Below are 24,033 nucleotides of genomic sequence, written 5' to 3'. Positions count from 1 at the left end.
GAAGCCACGACGCCGGCACCCACGGTGCGACCGCCTTCGCGAATTGCAAAGCGCAGACCGTCTTCCATCGCGATCGGTGAGATCAATTTGACGGTGACGGAGATGTTGTCGCCAGGCATCACCATTTCGACGCCTTCCGGCAATTCAACCGCGCCTGTGACATCGGTGGTACGGAAGTAAAATTGCGGCCGATAGCCGTTGAAAAATGGCGTATGACGACCACCCTCTTCCTTGGACAGCACGTAAATTTCGGCTTTAAAGTGCGAGTGTGGCTTGATGCTGTTCACGTGAGCCAGAACTTGACCGCGTTCGACGTCGTCGCGTTTGGTGCCACGCAACAAGACACCTACGTTGTCGCCCGCTTGGCCTTGATCGAGCAGTTTGCGGAACATTTCTACACCGGTACAGGTGGTTTTCTGCGTGTCGCGAATGCCGACGATCTCGACCTCTTCACCCACTTTAATAATCCCACGCTCTACACGACCGGTAACGACGGTACCGCGGCCTGAAATCGAGAAGACGTCTTCGATCGGCATCAAGAATTTGCCGTCGATCGCGCGCTCTGGTTCAGGGATATAGCTGTCCAGTGCTTCAACCAGCTTGACGACGGATTGCACGCCGATTTCGCTTTGATCGCCTTCCAACGCTTTCAGTGCGGAGCCGATAATGATAGGGGTGTCGTCGCCGGGGAATTCGTATTGATTCAACAGTTCGCGAATTTCCATTTCAACCAGCTCGATCAGTTCCGCGTCGTCGACCATGTCGGCTTTATTCAGGAACACCACGATGTACGGAACGCCGACCTGACGAGACAGCAGGATATGCTCGCGGGTTTGCGGCATCGGACCGTCGGCGGCCGAGCAAACTAAAATCGCGCCATCCATTTGAGCGGCGCCGGTAATCATGTTTTTGACGTAGTCGGCGTGACCCGGGCAGTCTACGTGTGCGTAGTGGCGTGACGCAGACTCGTATTCAACGTGCGAGGTCGAAATAGTAATACCGCGCGCACGCTCTTCTGGCGCATTGTCAATTTGATCGAAAGCTTTTGCTTCACCGCCTTGCAGTTCCGCCATTACTTTCGTCAACGCGGCGGTCAACGTGGTTTTTCCGTGGTCGACGTGACCAATCGTGCCCACGTTTACGTGCGGTTTCTTTCTTTCAAATTTTTCTTTTGCCATTGTAAAAACACCCTACACAAAACAATCAACCAAACTGGAGCTCATAACCGGATTTGAACCGGTGACCTCTTCCTTACCAAGGAAGTGCTCTACCTACTGAGCTATATGAGCAAAATAAACTTCCAGAAAATGGAGCGGGTGATGGGAATCGAACCCACGCAATCAGCTTGGAAGGCTGGAGTTCTACCATTGAACTACACCCGCGTAGCCTTCTAATTTCAAATGAAGTGGTGGAGGGGGGAGGATTCGAACCTCCGAAGGTAGAACCGGCAGATTTACAGTCTGATCCCTTTGGCCGCTCGGGAACCCCTCCTTTACTTAATCAGTCAATTATCCTCGTTTTAAACCTTTCCGTCAATATCTTTTTAAAGTCCGTAGACAAGCTCTTCACCATTAAGCGTCCCTTCTATTTTGACCGAGACAGCATCAAACAACATAGACTGCCTTGATAACACTTCCTTAGAAGGAGAGCTCAGCACATAATCAGCGACACGCTCTCCTATGTCTGGACGCCCAATGCCGAACCTCAACCTAGCAAACTCGTTTGAACCCAAATGCGCGATAATGTCGCGAAGCCCGTTGTGCCCCGAATGCCCGCCACCCTGCTTGGTTTTAACCACACCCATCGGCAACTCAAGGTCGTCGTGAGCAACCAGCATCGCTTCTCTCGCAAACTTGTAGTACTTTAAAACCTTTGTAACCGAGGACCCGCTTCTGTTCATAAACGTTTGAGGCTTTACCAACACCAGCATCTTATTGCCGATAACCAGCTCACCAATCTCCGCCTCAAACCCACTTACATTTCGCCAACGCCCACCAGAACCAAGCAATAGATGATCGAGAAACAAAAACCCGACATTATGCCGGGTTTTTTCATACTGCCGACCTGGATTACCCAAACCAACCAGCACCTTAATCATCAAAAAACACTGTTATTCCGATTCTTCACCAGAACGAGATTTGACGATTTGCGCAACGGGATGATCATGCTCGGCACCGTGCTGAAGGGCAGCAACCTCAACACCGTTAGGCAATTTGAGATCGGACAAGTGTACGGCCTCGCCAATTTCGACCTTAGCCAAATCGACCTCGATAAACTCAGGCAACGCCGCAGGCAAACAAAGCACCTCAACATCGACCATCGCATGAGTAACAACGCCGCCTTTTTTAACGCCAACGGAAACCGCCTCGTTGACAAAGTGCAACGGCACATGAACTTTCAACTTATGCGTTTCATCGATACGCATAAAATCCATGTGAAGAATTTGCGGCTTGGCAGGATGTCTTTGAATCTGCTTCAAAACGGCTTTTTCAGTTTTACCGTCGATTTTCACATCCAACACATGAGAGTAAACAGCCTCATGCTCCAAATGCTTAACAACTTCATTGTGATCCAGCACCAGCATTTGCGGGGAAGCACCAGCACCATAAATAATCGCCGGAACCTTACCGATGCGACGAACCCCTTTCGAAGCACTACTTCCAGCACTTGAGCGAGATTCCGCTACAAATTCAAATACGTTAGCCATTTATTTCTCCAAAAGCAGCACCCCAAAAGGCACTCGCCCAAAAACTAATAAAACCCTAATCCACATAAAGCGAACTAACCGACTCGCCTACGGCGATCCGCCTGATTGTTTCAGCCAGCATCTCCGCCACACTGAGCTGCCGAATCTTATCAACAGCCACCAACTCGTTACTTAACGGAATCGTGTCTGTTACAACCAACTCGTCCAAGACCGAATTTCTGACATTGTCTACAGCCGCCCCGGATAAAACCGGGTGGGTGCAATAGGCCACCACCTTATTCGCTCCGTGCTTTTTCAAAGCATCCGCAGCATGACAAAGAGTACCGGCCGTATCGACCAAATCATCGACCATCACGCAAGTGCGCCCTTCGACATCGCCGATAATATGCATGATTTCAGACACATTCGGCCTAGGCCTACGCTTATCGATGATGGCCAAATCCGCATCACCTAACCGTTTGGCTATAGCCCTCGCCCGAACAACCCCCCCAACATCTGGAGAGACAACAATCAAATTTTCGTACTCTTGCCGCCAAATATCACCCAGAAGAATGGGAGACGCATAGACGTTATCAACGGGAATTGCAAAAAAACCCATTATCTGATCGGCATGCAAATCCACCGTCAATGCTCGATCTGCTCCGGCATTACCTATCATGTCGGCAACCAGCCGAGCCGTGATAGGCACCCTAGCCGAGCGACTGCGACGGTCTTGTCTCGCATAACCGTAATAAGGCATTACCGCCGTAATTCTTGCCGCCGATGCCCTGCGCAAGGCATCGATCATCACCAACAACTCCATCAGGTTTTCGTTGGCTGGCGCGCAAGTAGGCTGGATTACAAAGACATCCCGCCCCCTTACGTTTTCTTCAATTTCTACAAAAATCTCACCATCGCTGAACCGGCCAACACTGGCCATGCCTAACCGCATATTAAGCTTCTTTACAATACCTTCGGACAACGCCTTGTTGGCATTACCGGAGAATACCATTACCGAAGCTTCGTGCATTGAAGCATACTCCCAAGAGGCTACATACGAGGATTATGGCTGGGCTGCAAGGATTCGAACCTTGGTATGCGAGGATCAAAACCTCGTGCCTTACCGCTTGGCGACAGCCCAAAAATTAGATTAAACAGATCCGTGTCCGAACATCTCATGAAGCGGGGATTTATTTACCCCCTTGGCCAAATAAACCGACCAATCACCCTTCAAAGCAGAATAAACCTTCTCAGCCGAAAACCTGCTTTCAAACCGCGCGAACACGCACGCGCCCGTACCAGTCAACTGAGATTCCGCATAACCCGATAAGGCGTCCAATGCATTCGCCACGGGCAGATACAACTCCCTAACCACAGTGAGACAGTCGTTTACGCTATCCCCTGCAATAAAGTCGCTCATTCTGATTGATTTACTATCTCGTGTCAACCGATCAGCTAAAAAAATTTCCTTCGTGTTCACGTGACAGTCCGGCTTAATGACCACAAACCAGGATTCGGGCAATGTCATTGGCGTTAAGACATCACCCACCCCTTCTCCCCATGCGGAATGCCCAGCAACAAATACCGGCACGTCAGCACCTAAACGCAACCCCAAACACATTAAAGTTTCGGTCGACAAATTCAGCCCCCACAAGGCATTCAGCACCACCAATGTCGTCGCTGCGTCCGAACTGCCTCCACCCAAACCGCCACCCATCGGCAACAGCTTGTCCACCTGAATTCTCACACCGAACTTGCATCCGGTATGATGCTTTAGCAACAAGGCAGCCCTGACGGTGAGATCGTCTTGCGCCGCCACGCCTGGAATCTCGGTAACCAATTCAACCACGTCTTCGTCAAGCGGATGAAATGTTAACCAATCGCACAAATCGATTAATTGAAATACGGTTTGCAGCAAGTGATAACCGTCAGGTCGCCGACCGGTAATTCTCAACATCAGGTTGAGTTTGGCCGGCGCCGGCCAACGCTCACCCCAACGATTTTCTTGAATTCTCGTCACGACAAATCCCACCGATCCACAAATAACTTTATTCGGGTTTTGTCCCGCTGCACACTCATTTTCCTCGGCAAAGCGACTCGCTCCACCTGAAGCATCTCTTGAAAAATCACTAACCACCCCAACTGAAAAAAACCGCTTGGCTGGACGGTAACCGTAGATTCCGGCTGACTCGCGCCCAACACCCAGAACCGCAACGCACTGATCGGCAGGGAAATACCCAGCCCTTCCTCTACCATCGAGTCAACATCCCCCCGAAGTTCGCGACGCGCCTCACCGTCATCGATCGCAACAACGTCGCCGCTCACGGAAATCCTAACGCGCCCTTGCGCCAATGGCCCAACCAATTCGATTTCATCGACTTGGTTGGAGTGACGCCAATTCACACTAGCCGAAACCGACTCCCGCTCGTCGACAAAGGACAAACGCCCCTCGAAATACCAACGATCTAAAGTTTGCGCCGCACCCGCGTCAGCCAGCCGGTATTCGAGAACCGGCCCCTCCGACAGCGTAGTGCAACCGGCCAGCAAACCGAGAACGACTAACCACCAAACACGCTGATTCACTACGGCGTAACCTGGAGAAACCGTTTCTTAAACTCAAGTAAATATTCGTCGTCGGGAAATTTCTTGTAAACGCCTTCAAAAAACTCCTTGGCCTCTTTTTGCTCACCCAACGACCACAACACCTCGGCGATATGAGCGGCTATTTCGTTTTCCGCCTGCTTTTCGTAAGCCTTACGCAAATAAATCAAGGCCTGTTCCGGCTTGCCCAATTTGAACTGTAACCATCCATAACTATCGATCACAACCGCCTCGTCCGGCTGCAAGGCCAGGGCCTTCTCCAAATATTTCTCAGCCTCGCTATAGCGATTTGTCCTGTCTGTTAATGTATAACCCAAGGCATTCAACGCCGCGATATCATCCGGTTTCTTTTCCAAGATCTTTAACAAATCAGCTTCCAGAACATCCAGCTTGTCCAAGCGCTCGGCAACCAGCGCTCTGGCATACAAGACCTCGCGATTGTCAGGCACTTCCTTGAGCGCCTCCGACAACACACCAAACGCTTCGGAGTAATTGCTTTGTTGATTGAAGAGCTCGGCTTTGGCCAGCAACACCCGCAAGCGCCGGTCTGGATACTTGGTCTCCATCCGCCCGATTCGGCTCTCGACTTCATCGAATCGTTTCTGCGCCATCAATAGCGACAAAGCCGCCATGTCGGCGTCAAATGCGTAATTACCCTCACCCACTTTGTCGAACCAGGCAATCGCCTTGTCGGGCCGCTGACGCTCTTGTTCTATCTTTCCCAGATAAAAACTGGCCTGACTTTCCCAATCCGGGTTACTCACGAGTTTTTCTAAATAATTTTCAGCTTTGTCCGATTGATTCTGTTGCAAGTAAATAACCGCCAGCATAAACAGCGTCTCAGGATCGTCAGGCTTATCCTCCAAAACGCTTTGGCATAATTTAATCGCTTCATCGAACCCGCCGGTGTTAATCAACACCTCCAGCAACATTTTCCGCAACTGCTTGTCGTCCGGCGCCTGTTTGACCGCCTTTTCCAAAAACTGCCGGGCTTTGGCCATGTCGCCGGCACGACCGGCTAATTGCGCTTGAAAAATGACTGCTTTATTCCAGTCGGGTTGCAACTCCAGGGCTCTATCGATTTTTTGCTGGGCCAATTCGTTATTCGGCAATAATGAAGCGAACACTGCCTGAACGAACAACAAGCCGGCTTGATCGGGTCGCTGCCTGGCCAATTCGTCCAAAACGTCGTATGCGAACTGTACCCGGCCTTCTTTTTCCAAAATCTTGGCCATTTCCAACATTCCGGCCTCGAAACCGGCCGGATCATCGTTCAGCATCGCATTCAGGTGATCGACAGCCGCACTGCGGTCGCCATTTTTTAACGCCAGCATCACCGCGAATTTTCGGGCACCGAGATTTTTTCCGTCTTTCTCCAGCCAGATCGACAAAGCCTCGCGCGTGCGCCGTTCGTCCTTTAGGAACAAACCGATTTTTACCGCTCGCTCGGCGATTCGCGGATCGTTGACGCGCTTGGCCGCTTGCAGATAGGCATCCATGGCCAAATCGTATTGATTGCGCTGACCGGCCATTTCCGCCGCCATCAGCAAGTACAAGACTTCCTCATCGATCACGGTATTGCGGTTGACTCTAAAATCCAAGCCCTCGGGCTTGACCGCCGCGGCCTCGTTTTCCGCCGGCTGTTCCGGCGCTAACGCGCACCCCGACAAAGCGGAAAGTATTGCGATGCCTATCCATTTATTCATGCAATCATTCGACCCGTTTTTTCAAGAAATATGGCGCCATAGATTACCAGAAAACCGCGCCGAAACGAGGCCGGCTTTGTTTGCATTTGGACAAAAACCGCGCAGTCCTTAAAATAAGATACTTTCAGTGTGCTATTGTTCGCAGCCGATGACATTTCTCGCCGTAGGCATTAACTACAACACCGCGCCGGTAGCCGTCCGGGAACGCCTGTCGTTCCCGACGGACGTCCTGGATTTCACGTTACGGAATCTGCGGAGTCTGCGGGAAATCAACGAGGCAGCCATTCTGTCGACCTGCAACCGTACCGAGTTTTACTGTCAAACCGACAACGATAGCCAAGCACCTTTAATCGAGTGGATCGCCGACACCAAGCAAATTCGGCCGGCGGAGTTTACGCCCTATCTGTACAGCTATAAAGACAGCGAAACCATACGCCACATGTTTCGCGTAGCCTGTGGCCTAGACTCGATGATACTCGGCGAGCCGCAAATTCTCGGCCAAATGAAAACCGCCTACCACGCGGCTTATCAGGCCGGCACGCTGGGCAGGAATCTGAGCAAGTTGTTTCATCACACATTTTCCGCAGCCAAGAAGGTTCGCACCGATACCGCGATCGGCTCCAGTCCGGTGTCGGTCGCGTTTGCCGCCGTGCAACTGGCACAGCAAATCTTCGATAAACTCAGCGAACAAACCGCACTGCTGATCGGCGCCGGCGAAACGATAGAATTGACCGCTAGGCATTTGTATCAGCACGGCATCGGCCGCGTCATCATCGCCAACCGGACCTACGATAAAGCCCATGCGTTGGCCATGCAATTCAACGGCTATGCGATCGCGCTATCGGAACTACCCGACCATCTGGCCGAAGCCGATATCGTCGTCTCATCCACCGCCAGCCAATTGCCGATTCTCGGCAAGGGCCGGGTCGAGAGCGCCATCAAAAAGCGCAAGCACAAGCCGATGTTCATGGTCGATCTCGCGGTACCCCGCGACATTGAAGCCGAAGTGGCGCAATTGCGCGACGTCTATTTGTACACCGTCGACGACCTGCAAAATACCGTCAACCAAAACATGGACTCGCGCCGCCGGGCCGCAGAGCAGGCCGAGGAAATCATCGACACCCAGGTCGAACACTTCCTGGCCTGGCTGCGTTCGCAAGGCGCCCAGGAAACCATTCGCGACTACCGCCGACAAGCTGAATTGGCGCGCGACGAAGCGTTACAAAAAGCCGTTCAGCAGCTCGGCAACGGCGCATCCGCCGAAGAAGTGTTACAGCGCCTGGCCCACACGCTGACCAATAAACTGATCCACACGCCCTGCGCGCAATTGCGCGAAGCCGGCGCCAACGAGCGCCACGATCTTATCGCCGCCTCGCGCGAAATTTTCAAATTACGTTAACTCTTGATGAAACCCTCGATACAAACCAAATTGGAAAACCTCGGCGAGCGCTTCGAGGAGATCACCGCACTGCTCACTCAACCGGAAGTGCAAAGCAACCAAAACCAATTCCGCAGCCTAAGCCAAGAATACGCCCAACTCGAACCCATCGTGGCCTGCTACAACGCTTATCGGGAAAACGAAGCTAATTTCGAATCGGCCAGGGAAATGGCCAAGGACAGCGACCCGGATTTACGGGAGATGGCCAAGGAGGAAATCGCCTCGACCGAACAACTGAGGGAACAACTCGAACAAGAACTGCAAATCCTGTTGCTACCCAAGGACCCCAACGACAACCGCAATATATTTCTCGAGGTTCGCGCCGGCACCGGCGGCGACGAAGCCGCGATCTTTTCCGGCGATCTGGCGCGCATGTACCAACGCTATGCCGAGCGCCAAGGTTGGAGCGTGGAAATCATCAACGAAAATCGCGGCGAGCACGGCGGCTATAAAGAGGTCATCCTGCGCGTAGCCGGCCAGAACGTGTATTCGCAATTGAAATTCGAGTCCGGCACCCATCGGGTGCAACGCGTGCCGGAAACCGAATCGCAAGGCCGGGTACACACATCGGCTTGCACCGTGGCGATCATGCCGGAAGTCGATAGCGTCGACGAAATCGAGATCAATCCGGCCGATTTGCGCATCGACACCTACCGTGCGTCGGGCGCCGGCGGTCAGCACGTCAACCGCACCGATTCGGCGATCCGGATCACTCATATTCCCACCGGCGTGGTGGTGGAATGCCAGGACGAACGTTCGCAACACAAAAACCGCGCCCGCGCGATGTCGGTACTGCAAGCGCGATTGCTGGCCGCCGAGCAGGAAAAGCAACACGCCGAGCAATCGGAAAGCCGCAAGCTGCAAGTCGGCAGCGGCGACCGTTCCGAGCGCATTCGCACTTACAATTATCCGCAAGGCCGACTCACCGACCACCGCATCAACCTGACCCTGTACAAACTCGAAGACATCATGGAAGGCGCCCTGGATCAAGTTATCCAACCCTTGATCCACGAACACCAAGCCGAACTGCTAACCCAACTGGGCAATGCTTGATAGTACCAAACCTGTCGTTGACCCCGGCGCTACCTCGATAGCAACGCTACTCGAGGCCGGCGAGCGGCAACTGACAAAAACCTCCCCGTCCGCGCGACTCGATGCCGAAGTGTTGTTGTGTCATTGCCTGAACAAACCCCGCTCATTTCTGCGCGCCTGGCCGGACCATCGCCCGGATTCGGAGCAAACCAATGAATTTCGGCAAATGCTCGCGCTGAGAAGCCAAGGCCATCCGGTCGCTTATCTACTCGGTCTGCGCGAATTCTGGTCGCGCGAATTTATCGTGACCCCGGACGTGCTGATTCCGCGCCCCGACAGCGAACTGTTGGTGGAACTCAGCCTCGCCGGGCTGGCAAGAGACCGGTCCGCCAAAATACTCGACCTCGGCACCGGCTCGGGAATACTGGCGATCACGCTCGCGGCGGAAAGGCCGTTGAGCACGGTTTTAGCCTGCGACAATTCCAGCCCGGCCTTGGCCGTCGCCGAACGCAACGCGGAACGACTCGCGGTCGACAATGTCCGCTTCGTTGTTTCGGATTGGTTTGCGCAAGTGCCGGAGCGAGACTTCGACCTGATCCTGAGCAATCCACCTTATATCGCCGCGGAAGATCCTCATTTGCAACAAGGCGATGTGCGTTTCGAACCGCGCTCGGCGCTGGTCAGCCAAAAACAGGGTTTGAGCGACATCGAGTCGATCGCCGAACAAGCCGGCCGGCATTTAAAGCCGGGCGGGCGTTTGTTGGTGGAACACGGCTACGACCAAACCGCGCCGGTCCAAGCCATTTTCGACAATCACGGTTACCGGACAGTCGCTACCCATCGCGACCTCGCCGGCAATCCCCGCGTTACTTCAGGCCTATGGCAACCCCTATGAACAGACCGGAAATCCAACTCCCACGCAAACTCACCAATCAACTGCTGCACTTGGCGCAACAGTCGCCCGAGGCGGAAGTTTGCGGTCTAATCGGCGCCGACGCGGACGGCAAACCCATTAGCTGCTACCCGATCGCCAACGATGCCGAAACACCCGGCACCCGCTTTTTGCTCGACAGCCGCCAACAAATTGCCGCGATGAAGCAGATGCGCGATAAAGGCGAAACACTATTCGCTATCTATCATTCTCATCCCAGCGCTCCGGCCGTCCCGTCGCCGGCCGACATCGAGCAAAGCGGATATCCGACGGCCTTGCAATTGATCGTTTCGTTGAATACCAAGGGCGTATTGGAATTGCGCGCTTTTCAAATTCACAACGGCGTCAGCCGGGAAGCGGTGCTGACGATGACCGAATCCTGAACGGATTATTTGCATTTCAGATTGTATTTCTGGACCCGATAGCGCAAGGTTTCGCGCGTCGTGCCCAACATGCGGGCCGCGGCGGTGACATTTTCGTCGGTCCGGTTCAACACTTCCTGGATCACGAATTTCTCGATGTCCTGCAAACTCAAGCTGCCATCCAGCGGCAAATAAATACCGTCGCCGCGCACGCCCGCCGATGTTTGACCGCCGAGATCCGGTAACTGCAACCATTGTTCCGGAAAATTCTCATCGCTGGCCAACAGCACGCAACGCTCCAACACGTTGCGCAATTCGCGGATATTGCCCGGCCAGTCGTAACGCTTGAGCGCCTGCCAGGCCGTTTCGGAAATATTGCGGACGTTTTTGGCCGACTTGCGATTACTGTCGGCGATGAATATCGGCACCAATTCGTCCAAGTCCTGTTTACGCTCGCGTAACGGCGGCACCCGCAGACTCATCACGTTCAGCCGGTGATACAAATCCCGCCGAAACTGCCCGTCCCTGACCTTTTCGGCCAAATCCAGATTGGTTGCGGCGATGATCTGCACGTCAATGTCGATTTCGGACTCGCCGCCCAAGCGACGAATCCGCAAGTCCTCGACGGCTTTCAACAGTTTGGTTTGCAGATCCAGATCCATCTCGCCGATCTCGTCCAGAAACAAGGTGCCGGTATGGGCCTGCTCGAACAGGCCGCGATGGCGCTTCTTGGCGCCGGTAAACGCGCCAGCCTCGTAGCCGAACAACTCCGATTCCAGTAATTCCCTGGGCAAGGCCGCGCAATTGATTTCGATCAACGGCGCGTGGGACCGCGCGCCGGCGCAATGCAGGATACGAGCAATCAAACCCTTGCCGGTACCGGTTTCGCCGCTGACGATCAGACTGGAAAACGGCACTTGGGCAATCTGCGTCATCATGCCGCGCAGCGCCACCGACGCCGGACTGCCGCCGATCAGCGCGTCGACGCTGTAGCGGCGCTGTTGGGCCGTCGCCTGCTGCAATACTCGGCGCTGTGCCCTGGCGCTACGGGCCGCGCCCTCGACCAACAAATTCAAGCGCTCCAATTCGCAGGGCTTTTCGACGAAATCGTAAGCCCCCAAACGCACCGCGCGTACCGAATCCGCGACGCTACCGTAACCGGTCAAAAACACCCATTCGCTGCTGCAAGCGTTTTTATCCTTGATCCGCTCCAGCAAATCCAGAGCGTTGCCGTCGGGCAGATTCATATCCGACAAAACCACGAGCGGATCGATGGCCTGTTTCAACAAATGCTCTTCGGCTTCGCGTATCGATTCGGTCACCGAAACTTCCCAGTTCTTCTTTCGGAAAAATCGGGCCAGCTCCGAGCCGAGCAGGGTTTCGTCCTCGATAATCAGCAACGTGTCGTTCATGTTCGGTCAGTGCTCCCAGGAGGCCAAATCTTCAATCGGTTCCAAATGGGTGTCGATGTCGATATTATCGAAGCAATCCATCAAACGGCTTTCGATTTCCTCCAGCAAATCGTGGCCTTGCTGGACGCTCCAACCACCCGGTACCAAAACGTGTACCGACATGAAACGCCGCGCTCCGGCGTAGCGGGTACGCAAGGCGTGGTAAGCGATACCGCGCTCGACCGCGTAATGCTCCAACACCTGAATAATTTCCCTGACTTCGTCAGGCGCCATCGCCGCGTCCATCAGCCCGGCAACCGTCCGAGTAATCAACTGAAATCCGGCCCAAACGATTTGCACGGCCACCAGAAACGCAATCAGCGGGTCGAGCACGTCCCACCCTGCGAGTCCCAGTTGGTGGGCCAGCGCCAGTTCGCGGTCGTAGCGATTGGCGACCGCGATCAGCGCAATGCCGCCTAAAATGCCGACCGTCGTCCAGACGTCGGTCATCAGATGCTTGCCGTCGGCCTCCAGAGTAATCGATTGACGTGAGCGCCCGACACCAATCAATATGCGCGCCACCGTCAGATTGATCAACGACGCGAACACCGACACCGCGATACCTAAGTCGAGCTGCTGCAAAGCTTGCGGATGCCAAAGCCGTTCCCAGGCGGAAAAAGCGATACTGCAAGCCGCCAACACAATCATGATGCCCTCGGCCCCGCTGGAAAAATACTCGATCTTTTCGTGGCCGTAAGCGTGGCTATCGTCCGGCGGCCGGGCCGATACGCTCAGCACGATCACCATGATGATCGCGGCGACCAAGTTAATCAGCGATTCCAACGCATCGGACAGTAAACCGACCGAATCGGTCAACCAGTAGGCGTAACTTTTCAGCGCTATCGTGCTCAGCGCGGCCGCTATCGATAGCCAGCCGTAAGCCGTCAGCGAATTGGATTGAGACATAGGCGGAAAAACCATGAAAAAAGGCCGACTAGTCTAGCAGTTGCCGGCCGCCAAGCCCAAGCCGATCTAAACGGTCACCGGCAAATTCAGGGTGACGCAAGCGTGACCGTCCGGGCTGTTGCGCAGATCCAGCCGGCCTTGCCTATCCTTGACGAAGCGTTGCACCATCGCCAAGCCCAAACCGCTGCCGCCGTCCTTCAGGCTGACGAAAGGGCGAATGCCGTGCCGCAGGAAATCGCCGCTAAAGCCCGGCCCGCTATCGCTCACCGTCAATAGCAAGCGCCCGTTTTCGACCCTGCCGGTGACTCTGACCGTACCGCTGTTGGGGCCTATCGCCTGTATCGAATTCAACAATAGATTGAGCAACACTTGCCGGAACTCGCTTTCCGGCAGAAACACATGAACATCGGCGTCGATTTCGCAATCGAATCCGATATTTTCCTGAGCCTGATACTTCAGCAAGGTCAGCAATTCGGCGACGACCGGCGCGACCGCTATCCGCTGCGCCGCCGCATCGTTACCGCGCGCCGAAGCCAGTAAATCGTTCAGATTGCGCGTCAGGCGTTGCACTTCGCGATAGACCAACTGCATGCGTTCCGCCAAATCGCCGTCGCGGCATTCCGCCAACATATTTTCCAGCGCCAGTTGGATGCTGGCCAACGGATTGCGCAACTCGTGGGCGGTGCTGGCCGCCAATTCGGCCAGCGCCGCCAAGCGCTCGGCCTTGGCCAATTGCTGACTGCGTTCGAGCAATGCGTGCGTGGTTTGGCGCACCCGATATTCCAGCGACGCGGTATGTTCCAAATGCTCTTGCTCCAATTCGACCAAGCGAGACACCAGATGGTTGTAGCGATCGAATAACGAATGCATCAACGGATCGGAGGTGGTCCGGGTGATCGGCTTCATTTCACCTTCGGCCAGACCGGACAACAAGGCTTTCAAAGCGTCCAACGGCTCCAAGACGTTGTTTCGGAAGAAGTAACTAACCACCCAAAGCAACAGGAAGGGCAAAATGACCGCCAGCTGCATTTCCAATTGGCCGTCGTCCTCGATGTTGATCAACAGCTTTTCTTCCTCCATGGCTTGCTTGTCCAACACCTGCTTGATGACTTGCAATGCCGTCAGCAAATTGGTGCGATCGCCTTGCACCGCCTTGGCGAATATGTCCTGCAATTGCTGCAAATCGACCGGGATCGCCGCGTCGTAATCTTGCAGACTATCCAACAGTTGCGCCTGAATCGCGGCTTTTTGGACCTTCTCGGCGTCGCTGACGCCTTCCTCGGCCGACAAGCTGAGTTGCAAATGCAATAGTTCGAATATCGTTTCTTCCAGATGCCGCCCGCGGCCAATGTCCTGCTCTATGGTATGAATGCGTTGATCGTTCACCCAGGTCAGCCGACCGATGGCGGCCAATTCGCCAACCACCAGGATGCCCAGCACGAAGCTGACGAAAATGACCGGACGGAACAGCAACTGGCGCATCGTGGGGTACATAAACAACTACCTTGCAGTCAATGAATGCCGGCAAATTTACCACGGTACTCGGTCTCACCCAACGCACCATAAAAAAACCGCCTCGTCCTTTTCAGGAATCGAGGCGGCTTTCGGTGATTAGCGGGCATCCTTGCCCAACGGAACGGCAACTACCAGTCAACTTGCGCGCGCAATTCAACCACGTCGAAGTTGGAACTGTTATAGGCGCGAGCACGAGCGTTCGCCGAGCCGTTTGCGGCGTTAATTACGCCGGCAGTGTCGATATTCAACGCATGGACAAAGTTAGCCATCATCCGAATATGCGAGTTCGGATACCAGTTAATACCGAACTTGGCGGTTTGCGCGCGACCGCCGTTGATGCTGCCGTCGATCAAGTTCAAATAATCGTAGCCGGCCGCCAGCTCCCAAGCGCCCCAGCCGCCGCGCGCGCTGAAGTTGCGGTTAGGCTTGATTCTATCCCAAGCGCCGGTAGACGTTTTGTACGCTCTCGATTCGCCGGTCAGGAAGTAGCTGGCGTAACCGTACCAACCGTTCAACATCTCGTCGTGATAACCTTTACCGGAAACGTTGGCCTGAATGTATTCGGCTTGTGCCGAGAACGGACCGTAGACCAACGCGGTTTCGCCGCCGAATCGCGCGATCCGTTGGGCGATTCTCGAACCATTAGTCGCCGTCAAATTGCCGGTGTTTAGAATGTAGGTTCTATCGACATTGGTGTTGATCTGGTTGCCGAAACTGATGCCGCCGTTGCTATACGTCCCGTTCGCCAGGAAATTATTATCGATCTGGCGCTCGGAACCCGACAAACCGACATGCAAAAATTTGGTTTTGTCTTCGAACCAAGGCAGACCGGTCACCCGGCCGGTAACGCCCCAACCAGTGTCGCCGGAACCGTTATTGCGGTTCGTGTTACCCATCGTATTCAAGGAACTGGTGCTGCTCGACGCGCCGCCAGAGCCGACCGATTCGGTCTGCAATGCCATATTCGCGGTCCAACGCGGTTCCGAGTAACCTAAACCCAAGCCGACTTTGTATGCGTTGTCGTTATCCGAAAACGTATTAACCACGTTATTACGCTCGATGAAGGTCAAATAGCGGTTGCTGGTGGCTTCTTCCATGCTGAACGGTTCTTTGAACTGACCAACTTTCACTTGAAACGGCGCGTAGCCGTTCCAAGTCAGGAAGGCATCGGTTAGACCACTCGCCACCGTACCGTTGCCGCGCGCAAAGTCGTATTCGAACTTGTAGCCGAAATCCTTGTAATAACTACCCTCGATACCGATCCTCGCGCGACGGATGCCGGCACCGTCGGCCAATTGATTAGTGGTACTCGCCCCGGTCGGATCGGCGATACCGTGGTTGCTCAAGCCCGAGACATTAGTTTGCGAATCCACTTGCATGCGGCCGTTGATCATCATTTCGAAATTGCCGTCCTTGCTTTCGAACTTGATGCCTTTTTCGTTGATTTGCAACTCGCCGTATTTCTCGTCCTTGACGTGTTCGTCCAACGCTTTCAATTCGTTGTTTTTCAATGCCAATTCTTCCTTAATGTGCGCGATCTCGGCTTTCTGTGCGCTCATCTCGGCTTTTTGGTTTGCACCGTCTTCCACTCGCTCGAACGAGCCCAGCTTGGCCCGGCCCGGACCCGGCTCGGCAAAAATCTGCTGGGTTTTTGTATCCACGTATAAGTCCAATGCCAGTGCTTGACCGGCCGTACCGGCGCCCAACACCGCCGCCACCGCCAAACCCAGTTTAGAAAACTTCATCTCGATGTCTCCGATATTTAATAAAATCAACACATTACCGAGCCGCTTTCGGCTGTTCGGCGAGTTGGGAGGCATTTTAGGCAGGCAATATGACAGCTTTGTGACAGCGTGACGGCAACGCAAAAAAACGTCGTGTTTTTGCGACAAGGTCCACGATGCCGAAAACTAATTCGAGTAGCTATTCGGAGGGCGTTTGGCGGAAGGCGGTTACCAAATGCCTGAAGTTAAACGGCGACAGTCCATGTAAGTCATTGGCTGAGCTGGCAATCCACGCCGCTGGCTGAGCGAAGTCGAAGCCGGCCATTTCGCTTCGACTCCGCTCAGCGAACGGCTTCTTGGACATCAAGGTGTATATCCCCCCGTTTCGAATTCTACTTTGTCGGATATGTTTAAGGCCGCCATGCCAGCCGGGAAACGGGTATCCAGTGCCCGGAAGTTAAACAGCGACCGTCCATGTCAGCCGCTGGCTGAGCGGGCAATGCAAGCCTGTGGCTGGGCGGACAATGTAGCCGGTGGCTAAGCGAGCAATGTAGCCGCTGGCTGAGCGGAGTCGAAGCCAGCCATTTCGCTTCGACTCCGCTCAGCGAACGGCTTCTTGGACATCAAGGTGTTTATCCCCCGTTCCCAATTCTACTTTGTCGGATATGTTCAAGGCCGTCATGCCGGCCGGGAAGCAGGCATCCAGCGCCACGGATGGTTGGCTTAAATCCGTCCATGGCGTCCGGCTCGGAATGGAACCCAAGCGGGTTGACTCCGCCGGCCACCCCACTCGTTATCCGCCCCGTATCGCTAGCGCATACCCGGCTTTTTGTCGCAGTTCCGACAAAGCAAGCCGAATAATCAAGCAATCGCCGAAGGGAATCGCCATTCGGCATACCGCTTTCAACCGAAGACCAAGCGCGCCCCTCAGTAAATTCAAGTGCTAGAGTCCAATAATCGACGACCTAACATCAGACAGCCGAACTGGCATCCAATTTGATAGCCAAATCGAGTGCCCTTAACGATTCCCCTCGGAACGAGACCATGACGATTTATGCGATAGGTAGTATCGACGGCCATTTCAGTGCTTTGCGCAAATGCTTGGAAGGCGTTGGCTTCGATCCCGCAACCGACCGCTTATGGCTGACCGGCAACCTGGTCGGCGCCGGGTTGGAATCGCTGGAGGTTCTGCGTTACGTCAAGGAACTGGGAAAAAGCGCGGTCTGCGTGCTGGGCAACCAAGATCTGGAATTATTGATGCAAGCCGCCGGCTTCTCGGCCGCTCAAGACAGCCACCGCGCGGTGCTGGAAGCCCCGGACCGCGACGAATTACTGAATTGGCTGCGCCGGCGAGGCCTGATCCACCACGACAGCAAGCTTAATTACACCCTGGTTCACAGCGGCATACCGGCCGAATGGACCCGTAGCCAGATGCTGACCTTTGCCTACGAAGTCGAGTCGGTACTGTCGCAAAGCAATTATCTGGCCTTTCTGGAGAACCGCAAACAGGATCAATCGCGCTGGCACGCCAAATTACGCGGTTGGAAACGTTTGAATTACATCGCCAACGCACTCACTCAAATGAAATATTGCACGGAACAGGGCAAGATGGATTTCCAAGCTCGCGGCCCGGTTTCCTCACAAGCCGCCGGCCTGATGCCATGGTACCGCTTGCCGGACCGGCCCACCGCCAGCCAACGCGTCGTGTTTGCCGACGACGCGGATTTTCAGGACGAGCCGTTTAGCGGCGCGGTGCCGCTGCCGGCCGTCGGCGCGCCTTCGGCATTGAGACCGTTGGATGCCGCGGCTTAGCAAGCTAACGCCGTCGCGGATTCCAGCCAAATACAGAAACGCCGATTCTGCTCACCAGCATCGGCACATTTTTGCGGTTCGCACCACGAAGCTTGAGTTTCCTGAATCGACTTTTTGGCTTGGCTCCCCGATAGTTGGCGCCCAAGACTCGCCATGACCCACAGATATTCCGGCGATTTTGAGTGGCGGAACTGCACTGGCAGGTTTCGATTGAAATGCTTGCCGGCTTAGCACTTGTAAGCGGTGACGTATTCATCCGCCTGCGCGAGCTACGCCCTCAAGCGGTTGCCGCACCGAACAGCAAACCGACGCCGGCGGTTACGATCATCGACAACATCCCCCAAAACGAAACCCGTCCGACCGCCAACCATACCGACGCTCCGCCGGCCCTCGCGGACAGTGCGCCCAACGACATCAGCGCCAGCAAGGAAATCGCCCCCACCGCACTAATCATGGGCAATGCATCCGATCCGCCGGCCGCCATCAGCCATCGGCTGACTGGAGCTAACGGCAAATGCGGGAAAATCATCGCCATCGAAAGCGGCAACAAAGCGCCCAGCGAAAATGTCAGAGCGGAGACGATACTCGCCTGCAAGGGCCGGGCGGTGGCGATATCCGTTAGACCCAGTTCATCCCGCGCGTGGGCCGCCAAAGCATCGTGCGCCATCAATTGTTCGGCCACTTGTCGAGCCAGTTCGGGTTGTAGCCCTCTACTCACGTAGATCGTTGTCAATTCGTTTAGCTCGTGATGGCGATTTTCCGCCAACTCCCGCGCTTCCCGCTTTAAATCCGCTTGTTCGGTATCGACTTGCGAGCTTACCGATACGTATTCGCCGGCCGCCATCGACATGGCGCCGGCCATCAGTCCGGCAACGCCACTGACCACTATCGATTGCGGGTCGGCATGGGAAGCCGCCACACCGATAATGAGGCTCGATACCGACACAATGCCGTCGTTGGCGCCTAACACCGCGGCCCGCAACTAGCCGATTCTCCCCGCATTGTGGAATTCCGAATGTTTCAACTTGACTCCTAGCCATCGACAATGTCGTAGCGGCGCTTGCGATTCTATTGATAAGTGTCATCGATGTCTTTTTTACCCGTCAGCATGGCTTTCACCAAGTTTTCTTTGTCGACGCGGCTGGAAACCACAACACCTAAAACATGCAATAACACCAGCAACAATGTCGAATTGGCAAAAAACTCGTGCAACTCTTCCCAAAACTCCTCGCTTTGCTGATCCTCCCGTTGCCTGACATCGGCGCTTACCGAGGATTTGCCGTCCTCATCGTCATCCTTAGCCTCGTCCGCCTTGGCGGCGGCAATAAATCGGAATGACGTTTCCGCGTGCCCTATCGATACCGCGAAAGGTCCTTTATTGTCCTCGACCGCGTATAACTTCATGCCGGTCAACGCGGTTCCGCTCAAACTTAAGAGCAAGGCGATCACCATCGCGCCGCCGGCCGGATTGTGGCCTATATAATGCTGCGGCTTTCCGGCGGCTAAGTTTTTCAGATAAGCGAATACCCTTCCCGGCGAGTAAACAAAACGGTTAAAGCGGGCGTACTTGCCGCCGATCAGCCCCCACGCCAATCGAAACAGCAGGTAGCCGGCAACGCTATAGCCGGCCCAAACGTGCACGGTCATAAGGTCGTCTTCGGTCAAATAGGCGGTAAAGAAGGCAAGCACCAAAGTCCAGTGTCCAATTCGAATCACCGGGTCCCATACGTTCACTACTTGTTTAGCGTTTCTCATGACATGTCTCCAACCGGATGTCCGATACGAATTAAGTTGGAACGAATAGTGGGTTAAACTGCGACTTTTAACATCCGTCATCCGACGGATAAGCGACGATCCGTGGCGTTAATCGACGATAACAAACGTTTCAGCCTGTGGGCCATAGCCGTCAGCCTGCTGGTGTTCGTGCTGATTGCTATCGATCTGTTCGGCGACTATCGCAATGGCGTGTCCTGGACGCACTTGCTGACCGAAGTGGTCATTTTGATGTTGTCGCTGGCGGGACTGGTCTACTTCGGCCGGCTAAGCTACCAACTCGCGCAGTCTAAAATTTCCGGACTGACCCAGGATTTGGCGCTAGCCGAACAACAGGCCCGGCAATGGCGGGAAACCAATCGCGAACTGGTCGCCGGTTTGGCTGCTCAAATTCAAAAGCAATTTGATCTTTGGCATTTGACGCCGGCGGAAGCGGAAGTCGGCTTGTTGATTTTGAAAGGCCTCGGTCTGAGCGATATCGCCGAGCTGCGGCGGACCAGCGAACGCACCATACGCGACCAAGCGCAAGCGGTTTATCGCAAGGCCGGGGTCGCCGGACGCAGCGAACTATCGGCCTTTTTTTTAGAAGACTTACTCCCGCCGCGATAAGCCGCCGACCTCCGCCACGCCGGGTAGCGGCAAGCAAACCTCGGACGATTTGTTCGCCTACAAGCCCGGCCCCGGACTAACGCCTCCGGCCGCTCATGCAATCCAAAGGTCGGTCGCGACGACCGGGCCATGATTGGCTACTAAAGCGATCGGAACCGCCGCCGTGCCACCGGTTCCGTCGGCATCGTAATACAACGTCCCGGAGGATGGATCGTATACCACCCTGTCACTGGCATCGTGGGCGTTAGCGCCCAGGTAAAACCGCTCGTCGTCCATCGCCAATCGACCTAAACCACCCATGTTCTTACAGACGGCATCGTCCAGTTGAATACGGTCGGTTCCGCTAGCGAAATCCAGCATGCTGTCGAGATTGGCCTTCGAAAACTTGGTATCAAAAACGAAGATGTCCTCGCCATCGCCGCCGATCAACACATCCTTACCTTTCAAACCGCGTAGCACGTCGTTGCCGCCGCCGCCGTCCAGGCGATTACCGACGTTGCCACCGCTTAGATAATCCGCTTGATCGCCGCCGATCAGGTTTTCTATTCCGACGAAACGGTCGTTGCCCACGCCGGTCGCTTGCGTGCCGCTGGTCAGCAAACTCACCGATACGGCACTACCGGCCTCGGCAAAGGTGACGGTATCGATACCGGCCCCGCCGTTAAACAGGTCGTCGCCCAAGCTACCGAGCAGCCAATCGTTGCCGGCTCCACCCAACAGGCTATCGTTGCCCAAACCGCCGTCCAGCGTGTCGTCGCCGGCGGCACCGGTCAGTACGTTGCCGCCGCTATTGCCGGTGATCGTATTCGCCAAGCTATTGCCTTTCCCGGCGATGGAGTTGGCGCCGGTCAGTGTGAGATTTTCCAAAAACTTGGTCAGCGTAAAGCTAACGCCGGCTTCCACGGTATCGACGCCCTGCCCGGCAAGTTCCACGATTTTGTCCTTGAGGTTATCGACGATATAGGTGTCGTTACCGGCCCCGCCGATCAGGTTGTCGGCGCCGGTCCCGCCGTCGAGCCAATCGTCGCCGGCCAAGCCGTTCAACGTATCGTTCCCCCCCAAGCCGAAGATCGCATCGGCCCGCTCCCCGCCAAAATAGCTTATCGCGTCATCGTTTCCGACCGTGGTGGCCACGGTATGGATGGTGATTTGAACCGGATTGCTGGTCTGCCCCTCGCCGTCGCTGATCCGAATCGTCAGAACCCGCGACTCCGGGTTATAGGAATTGGCTTGCGGGTCGTTTTGGTAGGCCAAGGCTTGGATTAAGGCCTCGATCGCGGCCGGCGTCGCATAATCGGTCGTAAAGTGGCAAACCAATCGCCCGCCGTGCGCCCCGTTCTCTATCGCATCCAACTCGGCAAATGCATGGCCTTCGAAGGACAGCGTCCGCCCGGACACTTCGATACCGCCCACGCCATCCACGAAAGACAGATTGTCGCTGTATAAGCCCGCGAAATAGGGATCGTAGGAAACCAGCAATTGCCCGCGCACCAAGTTATTGGTAATAGCATCGCTGACAACGACGTCGCCGTCCACGATTTGCGGCGTCCGGCTTTGGAACGGCCCGGCGAAGGTCGCATCGTCCACGCCCGACAGCACCGGCAATTGATTCACCGCGAACGTCAAATGACGGTCATCCTCGACAGTGGCTAGTGCGAGTACGTTTTTCCGCAATTCAGCGGCGACCGCAGCACTATCGCCGCCGTATTGCGAGTCGCCCCAGGTCACTACTGAGCCGTCCGCCCGCAACGCTGCAAACGCCACGCCACTGCTGACCAGTTGCACGACATCGACCGTGCCATCCAATGCGGCGCTCACCGTACGACTGTCTCCGCCGGTGAACGCATAGCCCCACGTCACCACCGAGCCATCGGCCCGCAACGCGGCAAAGGCGCCATTCGTGGCGCAAACGCTCACCACGTCGATAGTCCCGTCGATTTCGTCCGCCACGGCCGAGCTGTCGCCGCCGTATTCCGCATCGCCCCAAGTCACGACCGAACCGTCGGCACGCACCGCGGCAAACGCATTCTCGGTCGCATAGATTTCCGCCACGTCCACCGTGCCGTTCAGCGAGCTTGCCACGGAACGACTGTCGCCACCGTCGGATGCCCGTCCCCAGGTCACCACCGAACCGTCGGAACGCAATGCCGCGAACGCATACAACGAGGAAAAAATCCGCACCACGTCAACAGTGCCGTCCAATTGATCGGCAACCGCGCCGCTGTTACCGCCCCACGTCGATTCGCCCCAAGTCACCACCGAACCATCGGCGCGAATAGCGGCGAAGGATACGAAATTCGCCGCGATGCTCAGCACATCCAGCGAGCCATCGAGTTGACCGGCAACCGTGCTGGCATCGCCGCCGAACGGTGAAAATCCCCAAGTAACGACCGAGCCGTCGGCGCGAAGCGCGGCAAAAGCATAGCCGGTAGAAGAAATGTCCAGGACATCGACCGTACCGTCCAACTGACCGGCCACGCCGCTGCTATCGCCGGCATAATACGACGAACCCCAGGTCACCACCGACCCGTCGACACGTAAGGCGGCGAAATCCTGGCTGGTTGAAAACACTTGTTCCACATCGATCGTGCCGTCCAGTTGCGCCGCGATCGGGTCCGAACTGTTGAAAGCGGCGATGGAACCCCAGGTCACCAACGATCCGTCCGCGCGCAACGCCGCAAACGCGCCGAATTGGGTCGAGAACATTTGTAGCGCCGGCACGCTGCCGTCCAGCGCTTGCATCGCGTCGCGGTAATCGCCGAGGCTTGCGCCCCAAACCGACACGGAACCGTCCGCATGCAAGGCGGCGAAACTGGCGCCGGACGAATACACATGCACGACATCCTTCTCGCCGTTGAGCTGGCTAGCCATCTCCCCGGAATAATCCGTAGTCCCACCCCAGGTTATCACCGCACCATTCGTTTTAATCGCGGCAAAACTAAACGGATTTTGCCATGCACCGGCCGTGTGGCCTGGAAATAACCAGGTATTGGCATCATTGATATTGCTCAGCAAGCCGGAGTCAGACAGGCTGGGCGCCTGTGCCTCGGTCTCTCCTGCTTGCACTTCAAGCAGGCTGTTACCGCCCAAAGCCGACAGGCCGGTCATGTCCGCCGCCGTCAAGTCAGCTAACCGCCCGACAAACTGTCTAGCGTCGCCGCCGTTAAATTCGCTAGCTCCCAAAGACAAAGCAACCTCGCTGCCGCGCGAGTACGGACCGATCGCACTCAGCCGATCGTATCGAGCCAATGCCTTCGAAATTTGTTCCACCCCGTCGCTCGCGGCATCCAAAACAACGGTATCTATCATGCCCGCCAATTGCACGCACGGGGCTTGCCAACCGTCAATCCGCTCGTCGATAAAAGCAATTGGTTTAGCATCCGGATATTTAATGGCGGCGGTTTCCACGCACGGTCCTTTTTTTAGGTTTTAGGCTGAGGTTACTGGAATACGCGCTTCAATCCTGGCTTCGGCGCAACCAACACCA

At 55.4% G+C, this 24,033-nt stretch carries 20 protein-coding genes and 4 tRNA genes; 6 read left to right on the top strand and 18 right to left on the bottom strand.

Features of this window, described 5'->3' with window-relative positions:
• From tuf to BJL95_RS04965, 11 genes are all read right to left on the bottom strand, one after another.
• On the bottom strand, nucleotides 1-1,178 hold a 1,178-nt coding region (tuf, locus tag BJL95_RS05015; protein WP_064027305.1), incomplete at its 3' end, for an elongation factor Tu.
• 35 nt (nucleotides 1,179-1,213) lie between these two features.
• Nucleotides 1,214-1,289: transfer RNA gene (locus BJL95_RS05010), tRNA-Thr, on the bottom strand.
• A gap of 19 nt (nucleotides 1,290-1,308) precedes the next feature.
• Nucleotides 1,309-1,382, bottom strand: a tRNA-Gly gene (locus tag BJL95_RS05005).
• A gap of 24 nt (nucleotides 1,383-1,406) precedes the next feature.
• A tRNA-Tyr gene (locus BJL95_RS05000) sits at nucleotides 1,407-1,491 on the bottom strand.
• A 52-nt stretch (nucleotides 1,492-1,543) separates the two neighbouring features.
• Nucleotides 1,544-2,098, bottom strand: coding sequence for an aminoacyl-tRNA hydrolase (pth, locus tag BJL95_RS04995; protein ID WP_064025748.1), 555 nt, complete (start codon nucleotides 2,096-2,098; stop codon nucleotides 1,544-1,546).
• 12 nt (nucleotides 2,099-2,110) lie between these two features.
• Nucleotides 2,111-2,707 (bottom strand): 50S ribosomal protein L25/general stress protein Ctc, encoded by a 597-nt coding sequence (locus BJL95_RS23635; protein ID WP_082885371.1) that lies wholly within the window; start codon nucleotides 2,705-2,707, stop codon nucleotides 2,111-2,113.
• Between the two features lie 55 nt (nucleotides 2,708-2,762).
• Nucleotides 2,763-3,716, bottom strand: a complete 954-nt coding sequence (locus BJL95_RS04985) for a ribose-phosphate diphosphokinase (RefSeq protein ID WP_064025744.1) — start codon at nucleotides 3,714-3,716, stop codon at nucleotides 2,763-2,765.
• 36 nt (nucleotides 3,717-3,752) lie between these two features.
• Nucleotides 3,753-3,827, bottom strand: a tRNA-Gln gene (locus tag BJL95_RS04980).
• Nucleotides 3,828-3,836: 9 nt separating this feature from the next.
• Nucleotides 3,837-4,706 carry a 4-(cytidine 5'-diphospho)-2-C-methyl-D-erythritol kinase gene (gene ispE / locus BJL95_RS04975; protein ID WP_197471721.1) on the bottom strand — a complete coding sequence of 290 codons (870 nt, stop codon included), beginning with the start codon at nucleotides 4,704-4,706 and terminating at the stop codon, nucleotides 3,837-3,839.
• A complete protein-coding gene (gene lolB, locus BJL95_RS04970; RefSeq protein WP_064025740.1) occupies nucleotides 4,703-5,269 on the bottom strand; it encodes a lipoprotein insertase outer membrane protein LolB in 567 nt (188 codons plus the stop codon). Before lolB ends, ispE begins: the two co-directional genes overlap by 4 nt.
• Complete coding sequence (locus BJL95_RS04965) at nucleotides 5,269-6,993, bottom strand: tetratricopeptide repeat protein (protein ID WP_071155968.1); 1,725 nt, start codon at nucleotides 6,991-6,993, stop codon at nucleotides 5,269-5,271. The genes lolB and BJL95_RS04965 overlap by 1 nt, the downstream gene beginning before the upstream one ends.
• A gap of 148 nt (nucleotides 6,994-7,141) precedes the next feature.
• Between BJL95_RS04965 and hemA the strand changes: the two genes are divergently transcribed.
• The 4 genes from hemA to BJL95_RS04945 are packed head-to-tail and all read left to right on the top strand — an operon-like array spanning nucleotide 7,142 to nucleotide 10,777.
• Nucleotides 7,142-8,392 carry a glutamyl-tRNA reductase gene (gene hemA, locus BJL95_RS04960; protein ID WP_071155966.1) on the top strand — a complete coding sequence of 417 codons (1,251 nt, stop codon included), beginning with the start codon at nucleotides 7,142-7,144 and terminating at the stop codon, nucleotides 8,390-8,392.
• A 6-nt stretch (nucleotides 8,393-8,398) separates the two neighbouring features.
• Complete coding sequence (gene prfA, locus BJL95_RS04955; RefSeq protein WP_064025734.1) at nucleotides 8,399-9,484, top strand: peptide chain release factor 1; 1,086 nt, start codon at nucleotides 8,399-8,401, stop codon at nucleotides 9,482-9,484.
• Nucleotides 9,477-10,358, top strand: coding sequence for a peptide chain release factor N(5)-glutamine methyltransferase (gene prmC / locus BJL95_RS04950; protein WP_071155964.1), 882 nt, complete (start codon nucleotides 9,477-9,479; stop codon nucleotides 10,356-10,358). Before prfA ends, prmC begins: the two co-directional genes overlap by 8 nt.
• Complete coding sequence (locus tag BJL95_RS04945; RefSeq protein ID WP_071155962.1) at nucleotides 10,355-10,777, top strand: M67 family metallopeptidase; 423 nt, start codon at nucleotides 10,355-10,357, stop codon at nucleotides 10,775-10,777. Before prmC ends, BJL95_RS04945 begins: the two co-directional genes overlap by 4 nt.
• Before the next feature lie 5 nt (nucleotides 10,778-10,782).
• On the opposite strand, the gene BJL95_RS04940 is transcribed toward BJL95_RS04945, so the two are convergent.
• From BJL95_RS04940 to BJL95_RS04925, 4 genes are all read right to left on the bottom strand, one after another.
• Nucleotides 10,783-12,168: a sigma-54 dependent transcriptional regulator gene (locus tag BJL95_RS04940; RefSeq protein WP_064025728.1), complete on the bottom strand. Its 1,386-nt coding sequence runs from the start codon at nucleotides 12,166-12,168 to the stop codon at nucleotides 10,783-10,785.
• 6 nt (nucleotides 12,169-12,174) lie between these two features.
• A complete protein-coding gene (locus tag BJL95_RS04935; protein ID WP_071155960.1) occupies nucleotides 12,175-13,113 on the bottom strand; it encodes a cation diffusion facilitator family transporter in 939 nt (312 codons plus the stop codon).
• 66 nt (nucleotides 13,114-13,179) lie between these two features.
• The gene (locus BJL95_RS04930; protein WP_254786688.1) at nucleotides 13,180-14,607 is read right to left on the bottom strand and encodes an ATP-binding protein; all 1,428 of its coding nucleotides are present in this window, start codon (nucleotides 14,605-14,607) and stop codon (nucleotides 13,180-13,182) included.
• Nucleotides 14,608-14,756: 149 nt separating this feature from the next.
• Complete coding sequence (locus tag BJL95_RS04925) at nucleotides 14,757-16,373, bottom strand: OprO/OprP family phosphate-selective porin (protein WP_071155956.1); 1,617 nt, start codon at nucleotides 16,371-16,373, stop codon at nucleotides 14,757-14,759.
• Nucleotides 16,374-17,396: 1,023 nt separating this feature from the next.
• Between BJL95_RS04925 and BJL95_RS04920 the strand changes: the two genes are divergently transcribed.
• Entirely contained in the window at nucleotides 17,397-18,164 is a 768-nt protein-coding gene (locus BJL95_RS04920) for a symmetrical bis(5'-nucleosyl)-tetraphosphatase (protein ID WP_071155954.1), read from the top strand.
• 277 nt (nucleotides 18,165-18,441) lie between these two features.
• Here the strand turns inward: BJL95_RS04920 and BJL95_RS04915 are convergent, their stop codons facing one another.
• Together BJL95_RS04915 and BJL95_RS04910 are read right to left on the bottom strand one after the other, a co-directional pair.
• On the bottom strand, nucleotides 18,442-19,146 hold the full coding sequence (locus BJL95_RS04915; protein ID WP_254786687.1) for a VIT family protein: 705 nt from the start codon (nucleotides 19,144-19,146) through the stop codon (nucleotides 18,442-18,444).
• Nucleotides 19,147-19,232: 86 nt separating this feature from the next.
• A complete protein-coding gene (locus BJL95_RS04910) occupies nucleotides 19,233-19,919 on the bottom strand; it encodes a cytochrome b/b6 domain-containing protein (protein ID WP_071155952.1) in 687 nt (228 codons plus the stop codon).
• Between the two features lie 102 nt (nucleotides 19,920-20,021).
• Between BJL95_RS04910 and BJL95_RS04905 the strand changes: the two genes are divergently transcribed.
• Complete coding sequence (locus tag BJL95_RS04905) at nucleotides 20,022-20,546, top strand: helix-turn-helix transcriptional regulator (protein ID WP_139306136.1); 525 nt, start codon at nucleotides 20,022-20,024, stop codon at nucleotides 20,544-20,546.
• A gap of 93 nt (nucleotides 20,547-20,639) precedes the next feature.
• Here BJL95_RS04905 and BJL95_RS04900 read toward each other — a convergent pair whose 3' ends face one another.
• Nucleotides 20,640-23,954, bottom strand: coding sequence for a DUF4347 domain-containing protein (locus tag BJL95_RS04900; protein ID WP_071155950.1), 3,315 nt, complete (start codon nucleotides 23,952-23,954; stop codon nucleotides 20,640-20,642).
• Nucleotides 23,955-24,033: the final 79 nt, after the last annotated feature.

It is taken from the genome of Methylomonas sp. LWB (genome assembly GCF_001856095.1).
GTDB lineage: Bacteria > Pseudomonadota > Gammaproteobacteria > Methylococcales > Methylomonadaceae > Methylomonas > Methylomonas koyamae_A.
The sequence above is the reverse complement of the archived record's forward strand: the minus strand, read 5'-3'. Positions and strand labels throughout refer to the sequence as shown.